Source organism: Pseudomonas sp. WHRI 8519 (genome assembly GCF_040224055.2).
In the GTDB taxonomy this organism is placed as follows: domain Bacteria; phylum Pseudomonadota; class Gammaproteobacteria; order Pseudomonadales; family Pseudomonadaceae; genus Aquipseudomonas; species Aquipseudomonas putida_X.
On record NZ_CP167996.1, the window covers coordinates 4,587,223 to 4,599,729 of the forward strand.

Below are 12,507 nucleotides of genomic sequence, written 5' to 3' on the forward strand. Positions count from 1 at the left end.
TGCCACAAGTTCCCGGGTTTAGGCTTCTACCTGAGACCACTGTTTGCTGAGACGTTTGTCAGAAATCGGTACTTTCGTGCCCAACTGCTGGGCAAACAGCGACACCCGATATTCCTCCAGCAACCAGCGGTACAAGGTCAACTGCGCGTCGCGCTTGCCCTCTTGGGCATGTTTGTCGGCACGGGCCTTGTACTGGGCCCAGAGGTTGGTCAGCTCGCCACTCCAAACCCGGTCCTTCTGCACCTGGCTGCCAAGCTTCTCAAGGCGCAACTCCACCGCTTTGAGGTAACGGGGCAGCTCCTTGAACCACACCCCAGGCGTCTCGCGCACGAAGCCCGGATACACCAGGTTGGCCAACTGCTGCTTGATGTCGTTAAGCGCCACCGCCTGGCTGAGGTCGATCTTGCCTTTGAAGCGCTTTTGCAAGCCGTGCCAGAGTTTGAGCACCTCCAGCGTCTGGCGGGCCAGGCGCTCGGCATGTTCCGCCCAGCTTCCCCGCTTGCGCTCGGCAAGCCCGGCCAATGCCGCGCCATCGCGCGGTAGCGTGGCCTCCCCTTCGAGGATGCAGCTATCGAGGCTGGCCAGCAGAATGTCCTCTACCAGCGCTTCGACGCGGCCCAGTTCGCGGTACAGCAAGCCCAGTTCGGTCAGCCCCGGGAGCTTGCCACGCAAGAACTTGGCAGGCTCGGCCAACTGCTGCAGCAACAGGCGCTGCAAAGCACGGCGATGCTGGTACTCGGCTTCGGCCTGGGTCGAGAAACGCCCTTCGCGCACGCTGCCGCTCTCTTCCACCAACGCCGGGTACACCGTCATCGACAGCCCGGCGATCTTCTGCTGGGCGGTCTGCTTGACCTCGCTGAAGGCCTTGGCCTGAACCGGCTGCGCGCTCTTGTCTTCGCGCGGCACCGCCAGCGCTGCCTGGCTGGCGGCGGCAAAGCGTGCGGTCAGCTCGGCCAGGTCGCGGCCCTCTCCGAGGAACTTGCCCTGGCCATCGACCACCTCGATGTTCATGCGCAGATGCCCTTCGACCAGGCCTACCGACTCTGCCCAGGCCTCATCGGACACACGGGCGCCGGTCATGCGCAACAGCTCCTGGCCCAAGGCCTGAGGCAAGGCACCCTGGCCGAACGTCATGCGCGCCAGCGACGCCTTGACGAAGTCCGGGACCGGTACGAAGTTCTTGCGCAACGCCTTGGGCAGGTTACGCACCAGCGCCACGCACTTGGCTTCGAGCAAGCCCGGCACCAGCCACTCCAGGCGCTCGCCCGGCAGGCTTGGCAGCAGCGGCGCAGGTACCCTTACAGTCACACCGTCGCGGGGGTGGCCCGGTTCGAAGTGGTAGCTCAACGGCAGGCGCAGTTCGCCTACCTGCAAGCTGTCCGGGTATTGCGCCGCCGTGACTTCGCTGGCCTCGCGGGCCAACACGTCTTCCTCACGCATGATCAGCAGGCTGGCGTCCTTCTGGCTGCCCATGCGGTACCAGCTGTCGAACGTCGCGGTCTGGTGGATCTCCGCTGGCAGGCGCGCTTCGTAGAAGGCGTAAAGGGTTTCTTCATCCGCCAGAATGTCGCGCCGGCGCGCCTTGGCTTCCAGCTCATCGAGCTCTTCAAGCAGACGCTTGTTGGCGGCCAGGCACTTGGCCCGCGACTGGATCTCGCCGCCAACCAGCCCTTCGCGTATGAACAGTTCACGCGAGGTAACCGGGTCGATCGGGCCATAGTGCACTGGGCGGCGGCCGACCAGGATCAACCCGTACAGGGTGATCTGTTCGTAGGCCACCACCTGCCCACGCTTCTTCTCCCAGTGCGGTTCGAAGTGGTTCTTCTTGACCAGGTGAGTCGCCAGCGGCTCGATCCAGTCGGGCTCGATCTTGGCCACCATGCGCGCATACAGCTTCGTGGTCTCCACCAGCTCGGCGGCCATCACCCATTGCGGGCGCTTGCGGCCAATACCCGAGGAAGGGTGTACCCAGAAGCGCCGCTGACGCGCACCCTGGTAGTCGCCGTCTTCGGTCTTGTGGCCGATCTGGCTGAGCAGCCCGCTGAGGATGGCTTTGTGCATCTTCTGGTAGTCGGACGGTTCCTTGTTGACCGTCAGCTGCAGGTCACGGCAGATCAGCGACAACTGACGATGGGCATCGCGCCATTCGCGAAGACGCAAATAGTTGAGGAAATGCTTGCGGCACCAGTTACGCAGCGGGTTGGCCGTCAGCGCCTGGCGCTGCTCCTCGAAGCCACGCCACAGGTTGACCAGCGCGGCGAAATCGGAATCCACATCCTTCCACTGCGCATGCGCCTGGTCAGCCGCCTGCTGACGCTCCGGCGGGCGCTCGCGTGGGTCCTGCACCGACAATGCACTGGTGACGATCAGCACTTCCTGCAGGCTGCCCTGGCGAGCGCCTTCGAGCAGCATCCGGCCCAGCCGGGGGTCGATCGGCAGGCGCGCCAGCTGACGGCCCAGGGGCGTCAGCTGGTTTTCACGGTTGACCGCCGACAGCTCCTGCAGAAGGTTGAAGCCGTCACTGATGGCCTTGCCATCGGGCGGCTCGATGAACGGGAAGGCATCGATGGCGCCCAGACGCAGGTGCAGCATCTGCAGGATCACCGCCGCCAGGTTGGTGCGCAGGATCTCGGGGTCGGTGAAGGCTGGCCGGCCGTTGAAGTCTTCTTCGCTGTAAAGACGAATGCAGATGCCCGGCTCGACACGGCCGCAACGGCCTTTACGCTGGTTGGCGCTGGCCTGGGACACCGCTTCGATCGGCAAACGCTGGACCTTGGCACGGTAGCTGTAGCGGCTGATGCGCGCAGTACCGGTGTCGATCACATAACGGATGCCGGGCACGGTCAGCGAGGTTTCTGCCACGTTGGTGGCCAGCACCACACGCCGGCCGGTATGCGACTGGAAGATACGCTGCTGCTCGGCCGGAGACAGGCGCGCATACAGCGGCAGGATCTCGGTATGACGCAACTGGGCCTTGCGCAGGATTTCGGCGGCATCGCGAATCTCGCGCTCCCCCGGCAGGAACACCAGCACGTCGCCGGGGCCCTTGCCCTCGCCGCGCTCGTGATGGGCGATCTCATCGAGGGTGGCGAGGATGGCCTGGTCGACGGTGAGGTCCTCTTCGACCTGGTTGCCTTCTTCGTCCTGTTCGCTGGTCAGCGGGCGATACCAAGTGTCCACCGGATAGGTACGACCAGACACCTCGATGATCGGCGCCCCGTCGAAATGCTTGGAGAAGCGCTCCAGGTCGATGGTCGCCGAGGTGATGATCAGCTTCAGGTCCGGGCGGCGATGCAGCAGGGTCTTGAGGTAGCCGAGCAAAAAATCGATGTTCAGGCTGCGCTCGTGCGCCTCGTCGACGATGATCGTGTCGTAGCGCTCGAGGAAGCGGTCATGTTGGGTTTCGGCCAGCAAGATGCCATCGGTCATCAGCTTGACCAAGGTGTTGGCGTCGCTCTGGTCCTCAAACCGCACCTGGTAACCGACCAGGGCGCCCAGCGGTGTGCCCAGCTCTTCAGCCACCCGGGCAGCAACGCTGCGCGCCGCAATCCGCCGTGGCTGAGTGTGGGCGATCAGGCCGTGGCTGCCGCGGCCCAGCTCCAGGCAGATCTTGGGCAACTGGGTGGTCTTGCCCGAACCGGTCTCACCGGCAATCACCAGGACCTGGTTTTCGGCCAATGCCTTTTTGATCTCGTCGCGCTTGGCGGCAATCGGCAGGCTGTCGTCGTAGCGGATGCGCGGCACGCTGTGCTGGCGCGCGGTGACCTGGGCGCAAGACGCCTGGACCTTCTCCACCCACTGCGCGAGCTTGGCCTCGTCGGGGCGCTTGCGCAGCTCATGCAGTTGCCGGCGCAGGCGATGGCGGTCGGCGATCATGGCGTGGTCGAGGTTTTGCAGCAGTTTGTCGATGGCGTGGTCAGTCATGGGGCTTTTTAGTGATGCAGGTGAGCCTGCTTGTGCATGATCGGCATTCGATGGATGCGCGATTGTCGCAGATTTACCGGCATTTTGCTGTGTGTACCGGCCCGCCCGAATGTTTAGCCGATACCAGAGTGAAGGTTGCCATTCACTGCTTTAATCAACCTGACGTCGCATGTGAGTATCCAACGCATGATCTGTGCCCAGCCCATCGCCCCGCCGCTTTCGCGCCCTTCGCTACCGAAGGCCCGCACGTGCGCCGGTGAGAACCCGCTGGTCCATGTGATCCTGGCCTTCTGGGCTCTCTGGCACTGTCGCCACGCCCGCCCACCGGACACTTCACTCGCGCATCTGACAAAACCCGGCCACCCTTCGGCCGATTGACTCAGCCGGGCCGCCACCAGGCGGCGGCCCTGTATGCTCACGAGCGAATTTCTCATGCACTTTGCACCCGTAGAACACGCCCAACGTTTCCTTGCCGACAACCCCGATATCGAGCTGTTCGAACTGTTCATCCTCGACGCCAACGGTGTGCCGCGCGGCAAGCTGCTGCACCCCGAGGAACTGCTGGCGGTGTACCAGAGCGGCCGCCCACTGCCCAGCACCATCCTGGGCCTGACCCTCAACGGCGATGACGTGGAAAACTCCGGGCTGGTCTGGGACGTCGGCGACATCGACTGTCGCGCCTACCCCTTGGAGGGCAGCCTGGTGCGCCTGCCGTGGCGCCGCGTACCGACCGCCGCCGTGCAAGTCAGCATGCACCCCAGCGAAGGCCTGCCGGCCAGCGTCGCCGACCCACGCCATGTACTGGTACGCACGATCGAAGCGCTCAAGGCCGATGGCTACCACCCGGTGATGGCCTGCGAGCTGGAGTTCTTCCTGCTCGACCAGCAGCGTGACGCCCAGGGCCGTCCGCAACCGGCGTTGGACAACGACGGTGGCCGCCCGCGCAGCACCCAGGTCTATGGCCTGCGTGAACTGGAGCAGATAGAGCCGTTTCTCGCCGACCTTTACGCGGCCTGCAAAGCCCAGGGCATCCCGGCCCGCACGGCGATTTCGGAGTACGCCCCCGGCCAGGTGGAAATTACCCTCGAGCATGGCGATGCTCTGGAAGCGATGGACCAGGCCGTGCGCTACAAGCGCCTGGTCAAAGGCGTGGCGCACGCCCACGGCATGCAGGCGTGCTTCATGGCCAAACCCTTCGCGCAACTGGCCGGCACCGGCATGCACATGCACCTGAGCCTGGCCGACAGCGCCGGTAACAACCTGTTCGCCAGCCAGGACAAGGCCGGCACCCCGCTGCTGCGCCAAGCGGTTGCCGGCATGCTGCGCCACCTGCGCGACGCGCTGCTGCTGTTCTGCCCCAACGCCAACTCGTTCCGCCGCTTCCAGGCCAACAGCTATGCACCGCTGGCGCCAACCTGGGGTGTCGACAACCGCACCGTGAGCTTGCGCGTGCCCGGCGGGCCGGCCAACAGCCGCCATGTCGAACACCGGATCTGTGGCGCCGACGCCAATCCGTACCTGGCCGCCGCGGCGATTCTCGCGGCCAGCCACTGCGGCATCCGCGAACGACTCGACCCGGGCGCACCGGTCGAAGGCAACGGCTACGCCCAGGCCACCGAGCACCTGCCCACCGACTGGCTGACCGCCCTCGACGCCCTGGAGCGTTCGGCGTGGGCACGCGAAGCACTCGGCAAGGACTTCCTCGGGGTGTACTTGAAGGTCAAGCGCGCCGAGTACCGCCAGTTCATGGCCGAAGTCAGCGAACAGGACTGGCGCTGGTACCTGCACCAGGCCTGAGCCTCACCCTATTCAAAATAAGGAACACCCATGAACGCAGCAGTGAACAACGGCCCGGCCCAGCGCGCGCCCTCCTATTACAGTGCCTCGCTCAACGACCACACGCAGTACCCGCAGCTCAAGGGCACTGTGCAGGTGGACGTGGCGATTATCGGCGGCGGTTTCACCGGCGTGGCCACCGCCGTGGAGCTGGCCGAGCGCGGCCTGAAAGTGGCGGTGGTGGAAACCAACCGCATCGGCTGGGGCGCCAGCGGCCGCAACGGCGGACAGGTCACCGGCAGCCTCTCGGGCGACGAGGCCATGCGCACGCAGATGCGCGACCGCCTGGGCAGCGAGGTGGATGACTTTATCTGGCACTTGCGCTGGCGCGGGCACCAGATCATCGAGCAGCGGATCGAGCGCTATGGCATCGACTGTGACCTCAAGCGCGGCCACCTGCATGCAGCGATGAAACCGTCACACCTCAACGAACTGCGCGCCTTCGAAGCCCAGGCGCATCGCCGCGGCATGGGCGACCAGGTGCAGATGCTCGACCGCAACGCGGTTGCCGAACATCTGCAAAGCCCGTTGTACCTGGGCGCCCTGAAGAACCTGCGCAACTTGCACCTGCATCCGCTCAACCTGTGCCTGGGCGAAGCGCGTGCCGCGCACGCCTTGGGCGCGCTGATCTTCGAGAACTCCGAGGTGCTGGACATCGTGCACGGCCCGCGCCCTGCAGTGGTCACTGCCCAAGGCCGAATAGAAGCACGCCAGGTGATGCTGGCCGGCGACGTTTACCACAAGCTGGAAAAGCGTCAGCTCAAGGGCAAGATCTTCCCCGCCATGGGCGGCATCGTCACCACCGCGCCGCTGGGCGAACTGGCCGAACAGATCAACCCCCAGGACCTGGCGGTGTACGACTGCCGTTTCGTGCTCGACTACTATCGCCTCACTGCCGACAAACGCCTGCTGTTCGGCGGCGGCGCCAATTATTCAGGCAAGGATTCACGTGATATCGCAGGTGAGCTGCGCCCATGCATCGAGCGCACCTTCCCGGCCCTCAAAGGGGTGCCGATCGAGTTCCAGTGGAGTTGCGCGATGGGGATCGTGGTCAATCGCATACCGCAACTGGGCAAGCTTTCGGACAACGTCTGGTACTGCCAGGGCTATTCGGGGCACGGCATCGCCACCAGCCACATCATGGGCGAAATCATGGCCGAGGCGCTGACCGGTACGTTGGAGAAGTTCGATACCTTTGCCGGGTGCAAGCACATCAAGGTGCCGATGGGGGACCTGCTGGGCAATCCGCTGTTGGCGGCGGGGATGTGGTACTACCAGATGCTGGAAAAACTGCGCTGATTGCACTCCCCGGCAGGCGCGGCGGGATGTCGCGAAAGGGGCCGCGAAGCGGCCCCGGATTTCCAGTGTGATGCGGATATTGCCGGGCGTTGGTGAGGATCAGGCGATCTTCTTCAGGCCCTGCTTCTTCAGCTCTTCATCACGCAACTCGCGGCGCAGGATCTTGCCCACGTTGGTGGTTGGCAACGCATCGCGGAACTCGATGTAACGCGGCACCTTGTAGCCGGTGACGTTGGCACGCATGTGCTCCATCACCTGCTCCTTGGTGACGGTCATGCCCGGCTTGACCACAATGAACACCTTGATCAATTCGCCCGACTTTTCGTCCGGCACACCGATCGCAGCGCACTGCAGTACGCCCGGCAGGGCAGCCAGTACGTCCTCCAGCTCGTTGGGATACACGTTGAAGCCCGAGACCAGGATCATGTCCTTCTTGCGATCGACGATGCGCATGTAGCCATCGGGCTGGATCAGGGCAATGTCCCCGGTCTTGAGCCAGCCGTCACTGTCGAGGATCTCGGCGGTGGCCTCTTCACGCTGCCAGTAGCCCTTCATCACCTGCGGCCCCTTGACGCACAGCTCGCCCACCTCGCCCAGCGGCAGCTCGCTGCCACTGTCATCGATGACCTTGCACAGGGTCGAGGGCACCGGGATACCGATGGTACCGACCTGGTTGGCTTCGGCCGGATTGACCGCCGCAACCGGGCTGGTCTCGGTCATGCCATAGCCTTCGCAAATGGCGCAACCGGTGACGGTTTTCCAGCGCTCGGCCACACTCAGCTGCAGCGCCATGCCACCGGACAGGGTGATCTTCAACGCCGAGAAGTCCAGCGCACGGAACGCCTCGTTGTTGCACAGGGCAACGAACAGGGTGTTGAGGCCGACGAAGCCGCTGAACTTCCACTTGCCCAGTTCCTTGACCATTGCCGGCAAGTCACGCGGGTTGCTGATCAGCACGTTATGGTTGCCGATCAGCATCATGGCCATGCAATGGAAGGTAAAGGCATAGATGTGGTACAGCGGCAGCGGCGTGATGAGGATCTCGCAACCTTCATGCAGGTTCGACCCCATCAGCGCCCGGCACTGCAGCATGTTGGCCACCAGGTTGCGGTGCGTCAGCATTGCGCCCTTGGCCACACCGGTGGTACCGCCGGTGTACTGCAGCACGGCAACATCATTGGCTTGCGGGTTGGCCTCGACCACCGGCTGGCCCTTGCCCCGCGCCAGGGCATCGTTGAAGCGCACGGCGTTCGGCAGGTTGTAGGCCGGCACCATCTTCTTCACGTACTTGACCACGCTGTTGATCAGCAGGCGTTTGAGCGGTGGCAACAGGTCGGCCACTTCGGTGACGATGACATGCCTGACCTGGGTCTTGGGTACCACCTTTTCGGCCAGGTGAGCCATGTTGGCCAGGCACACCAGGGCCTTGGCACCGGAGTCGTTGAACTGGTGTTCCATCTCCCGTGCGGTGTAAAGCGGGTTGGTGTTGACCACGATCAGCCCGGCGCGCATGGCGCCGAACACTGCTACCGGGTACTGCAGGACATTCGGCAGCTGCACGGCAATGCGATCACCCGGCTTGAGGTCGGTGTGCTGCTGCAGCCAGGCCGCAAAAGCGCCCGACAGGGCATACAACTCGCCGTAGGTGATGGTCTTGCCCAGGTTGCTAAAGGCCGGTTTATCGGCAAAGCGTTGGCAGGATTGCTTGAGTACCGCCTGGATATTGGGAAATTCGTCAGGATTGATTTCCGCCGTAATCCCGGCTGGGTATTTATCCTTCCAAAAATGGTCGATCATGGAAGCCCACTCCTTCAGCAACAGCGAAGTTCGATTTACGCGTCGATGCGTTTATTATTGATATGAGATGGCGGTTCGTTGCAAACCGAATCATCTGAAAGCGGGCCGAGAGTAACAGCTTTGCAAAGGGTCGCCTAGAGGCCAAATCGGGCCTTATGGTCACAAAAATGACTCAATGAACGATACAAGTCATTTTTAGAGTATTTGACTTAAAGTGGCGAGCTTCAAGCCGCAAGCTGCAAGCTAGAGCCATGCGCGCCCCGCTTGCAGCTTGCAGCTTGAAGCTTGAAGCTTGCAGCTCCCTAGGCGATGTCGCGCAGCTCGCGACGCAGGATCTTGCCCACCGGTGTCATCGGCAACGACTCACGCAGCACGATGTGCTTGGGCACTTTGTAACCTGTGAAGTTGGCCTTGCAGTAGGCCTTCAGCTCATCGACGCTCAGGCCGCCCTCACGGGGCACCACGAACAGTTTCACGGCCTCCCCCGAACGCTCGTCCGGCACGCCGATGGCGGCGCAGTTGGCCACTTTCGGGTGGCCCATGATCACGTCCTCGATCTCGTTGGGGTACACGTTGAAGCCAGAGACGATGATCATGTCCTTCTTGCGGTCGACGATACGCGTGAAGCCGTCCGGGTCGATCACCGCAATGTCGCCAGTCTTCAGCCAGCCATCGGCATCCAGGGTCTGCGCCGTCGCCTCGGGTTGCTGCCAGTACCCCTTCATCACCTGCGGGCCCTTGATACACAACTCGCCCCGCTCGCCCAACGGCAGTTCATTGCCCTCATCGTCGATCACCTTGAACGCGGTGTCTGCCACCGGTATGCCCACGGTACCCAGGCGTGCCAGCTCGCCATAAGGGTTGGTGCTGGCCACTGGCGACGTTTCTGTCAGGCCGTAGCCCTCGACAATGCGGCAGCCGGTCAGGCTCTCCCAACGTTCGGCGGTGGCTTTGACCAGCGCCGTACCGCCAGAGTTGGTCACCTTGAGCGCCGAGAAATCCAGCTGCCGGAAGCCCGGGTGATCCATCAGCGCCACGAACAGGGTGTTCAGCCCCAGCAGTGCGGTGAACCGCCATTTGCCCAGTTCCTTGATGAAGCCAGGGATATCGCGCGGGTTGGTGATCAACACGTTATGGTTGCCGGTGACCATCATGCACATGCAGTTCGCGGTAAAGGCATAGATGTGGTACAGCGGCAGCGGCGCGATCATCACCTCCTGGCCTTCCTTGATCAGCTTCTGCCCGTCCGGGCCATGCTGCGAAAAGCACGCCAGCACCTGCAGCATGTTGGCCACCAGGTTGCCGTGGGTGAGCATGGCGCCCTTGGCCAGGCCCGTGGTGCCGCCGGTGTACTGCAGCACGGCGATGTCGTCGAGGCTCAGCGTTACCGGTTTGTGGCTCAGCGCCGCGCCCTCGCGCAGTGCCTGCTTGAACGAGATGGCTTGCGGCAGATGATAGGCCGGGACCATTTTCTTTACCTTGTCGACCACGGTGTTGATCAACCAGCCCTTGGCCGTAGGCAACAGGTCGCCCATCTTCGCCTCGATCAGGTATTGGATGCCGGTATCGGGCAACACCTCCTGGACCCGCTTGCCGAACAGGTTCAGGTAGACCAGGGCGCGGGCACCGGCGTCTTTGAACTGGTGGCGCATTTCACGCTCGGTGTACAGCGGGTTGGTGTTGACCACGATCAGCCCGGCGCGCAGGGCGCCGAACACCGCAATGGGATACTGCAGCACGTTGGGCATCTGTACGGCGATGCGGTCACCCGGCACCAGGTCGGTGTGCTGCTGCAGCCAGGCAGCAAAGGCCGCCGACAGGCGGTCGAGTTCGCCATAGGTCAGGGTCTTGCCCAGGTTGCTGAACGCCGGGCGGTCAGCGAAGCGCTTGCAGGAGCGCTCGAAAACCTCGACGACCGAGCTATACGCATGGATATCGATGGTGGAAGGCACGCCCGCCGGGCGCTTGTCATTCCAGAAGTCGGCTTGCATTTATTATTGTTCCTCTGCCTGAACCCGCTCTTAGCCTGTAATCCCTTTGCCTGATGGCAAAAAGGCGTTCAACCGACGTTAGCAGGTAAGCCAGAGGTGGCCTATATGCCAAGGGCCGCCATTAACATTGTGAATCTTATTTGTGCCCTTCCTGCAATCCGGCCGCTTGCGCATACTCTGTGATCGTACCCCAGCGCAAAGGATACGCCATGCCTTACGACGCCTTTTGGCTGCCGGCCAGCGAGCATTGCAACCTCTACGTGCACCAATGGCTGCCGGCTACCCCGGTCAAGGCGGTGGTGCTGCTGGCCCATGGCATGGCCGAACACGGCGGGCGCTACCAGCACCTGGGCCAGGCGCTGAGCGCTGCCGGCTATGCGCTGCTGGCTGCAGACCTGCGCGGCCACGGGCGTACCGCCGAACAGGGCAGCCTCGGCCTGTTCGCCCGGCAACATGGCTGGAATGCCGTGGTCAACGACCTGGCCCTGCTCACCCAGCACATCGGCCAGCAGTTCCCCTGCACACCACTGTTCCTGTTCGGCCACAGCATGGGCAGCTACATCGCCCAGGCCTACCTGATGCACCACAGTGGCAGCGTGCACGGGGCGATCCTCAGTGGCTCCAATTTCCAGCCGCCGGCGCTGTATCGCCTGGCGCGCCTGATCGCCCGGCTGGAGGCCTGGCGCCAAGGGCCGCAAGGCAAGAGTGGGCTGATCGAGTGGCTGTCGTTCGGTTCGTTCAACAACGCGTTCAAACCCAACCGCACACCCTTCGACTGGCTCAGCCGCGACCCTGACGAGGTGGACAGGTACGTCAGCGACCCTTTGTGCGGTTTTCGCTGCAGCAACCAGTTGTGGCTAGACTTGCTGCTCGGCCTGGCGCAGATCAGCCAGGCGAAGAACCTTGCGCAGATCGATCCGAACCTGCCGTTGCTGGTGATTGGCGGTGAATGTGATCCGGTGAGTGCCGGCAAGCGTCTCACCCATCTGGCCGACGCCCTGCGCGCGACCGGCAATCGACATGTACAACTGCGCGTCTACCCGAAGGCGCGCCACGAAGTGCTCAATGAACTCAACCGGGACGAGGTCACCGCCGATATCCTCGCGTGGCTGGAACAGGCGCTGGCCCTTGGCCGCCCTGCCCGCAGTGAATGATAACGGCCTTGTCCGCCCATCAAGGAAGCGCCAATGACCCAGGTCACCAACACGCCTTACGAAGCTCTAGAAGTCGGCCAGAAGGCCAGTTACGAAAAGTCTGTGGAAGAACGTGACATCCAGCTGTTCGCCGCGATGTCGGGTGACCACAACCCGGTGCACCTGGATGCCGAATTCGCAGCCAAGAGCATGTTCCGTGAGCGCATCGCCCATGGCATGTTCAGCGGCGCGCTGATCAGCGCGGCAGTGGCCTGCACCCTGCCCGGCCCCGGGACCATCTACCTGGGCCAGAAGATGAGCTTCCAGAAGCCGGTGAAAATCGGCGATACCTTGACCGTACGCCTGGAAATCCTCGAAAAGCTGCCCAAATTCAAAGTGCGTATCGCCACCAACGTGTACAACCAGAACGATGAGCTGGTGGTAGAGGGCGAGGCAGAGATCCTGGCGCCGCGCAAGCAGCAGACGGTAGAGCTGATATCGCCGCCGAACTTCGTCGCCAGCTGATC

The 12,507-nt window shown here is 63.2% G+C and carries 7 protein-coding genes; 4 read left to right on the top strand and 3 right to left on the bottom strand.

Annotated elements, in window-relative coordinates; genetic code table 11:
- Window positions 1-18: 18 nt before the first annotated feature.
- Window positions 19-3,924, bottom strand: coding sequence for an ATP-dependent RNA helicase HrpA (gene hrpA / locus ABRP30_RS20870; protein ID WP_349974646.1), 3,906 nt, complete (start codon window positions 3,922-3,924; stop codon window positions 19-21).
- 432 nt (window positions 3,925-4,356) lie between these two features.
- On the opposite strand from hrpA, the gene ABRP30_RS20875 reads away from it, so the two are divergent.
- Window positions 4,357-5,721, top strand: coding sequence for a glutamine synthetase family protein (locus ABRP30_RS20875; protein WP_349974647.1), 1,365 nt, complete (start codon window positions 4,357-4,359; stop codon window positions 5,719-5,721).
- Between the two features lie 30 nt (window positions 5,722-5,751).
- Window positions 5,752-7,059 carry an FAD-binding oxidoreductase gene (locus ABRP30_RS20880; protein WP_349974648.1) on the top strand — a complete coding sequence of 436 codons (1,308 nt, stop codon included), beginning with the start codon at window positions 5,752-5,754 and terminating at the stop codon, window positions 7,057-7,059.
- A gap of 99 nt (window positions 7,060-7,158) precedes the next feature.
- Here ABRP30_RS20880 and fadD1 read toward each other — a convergent pair whose 3' ends face one another.
- Window positions 7,159-8,856, bottom strand: a complete 1,698-nt coding sequence (gene fadD1 / locus ABRP30_RS20885) for a long-chain-fatty-acid--CoA ligase FadD1 (RefSeq protein WP_241806069.1) — start codon at window positions 8,854-8,856, stop codon at window positions 7,159-7,161.
- 302 nt (window positions 8,857-9,158) lie between these two features.
- Complete coding sequence (fadD2, locus tag ABRP30_RS20890) at window positions 9,159-10,847, bottom strand: long-chain-fatty-acid--CoA ligase FadD2 (RefSeq protein WP_349974649.1); 1,689 nt, start codon at window positions 10,845-10,847, stop codon at window positions 9,159-9,161.
- A 209-nt stretch (window positions 10,848-11,056) separates the two neighbouring features.
- Here fadD2 and ABRP30_RS20895 point away from each other — a divergent pair, with 209 nt between their 5' ends.
- Window positions 11,057-12,001, top strand: coding sequence for a lysophospholipase (locus ABRP30_RS20895; protein ID WP_349974650.1), 945 nt, complete (start codon window positions 11,057-11,059; stop codon window positions 11,999-12,001).
- 33 nt (window positions 12,002-12,034) lie between these two features.
- A complete protein-coding gene (locus ABRP30_RS20900; protein WP_349974651.1) occupies window positions 12,035-12,505 on the top strand; it encodes a MaoC family dehydratase in 471 nt (156 codons plus the stop codon).
- Window positions 12,506-12,507 lie beyond the last annotated feature (2 nt).

Coding starts and splice junctions, on each gene's coding strand:
- hrpA (WP_349974646.1), bottom strand. CDS start 3,924: ATGACTGACCACGCCATCGACAAACTGCTGCAAAACCTCGACCACGCC.
- ABRP30_RS20875 (WP_349974647.1), top strand. CDS start 4,357: ATGCACTTTGCACCCGTAGAACACGCCCAACGTTTCCTTGCCGACAAC.
- ABRP30_RS20880 (WP_349974648.1), top strand. CDS start 5,752: ATGAACGCAGCAGTGAACAACGGCCCGGCCCAGCGCGCGCCCTCCTAT.
- fadD1 (WP_241806069.1), bottom strand. CDS start 8,856: ATGATCGACCATTTTTGGAAGGATAAATACCCAGCCGGGATTACGGCG.
- fadD2 (WP_349974649.1), bottom strand. CDS start 10,847: ATGCAAGCCGACTTCTGGAATGACAAGCGCCCGGCGGGCGTGCCTTCC.
- ABRP30_RS20895 (WP_349974650.1), top strand. CDS start 11,057: ATGCCTTACGACGCCTTTTGGCTGCCGGCCAGCGAGCATTGCAACCTC.
- ABRP30_RS20900 (WP_349974651.1), top strand. CDS start 12,035: ATGACCCAGGTCACCAACACGCCTTACGAAGCTCTAGAAGTCGGCCAG.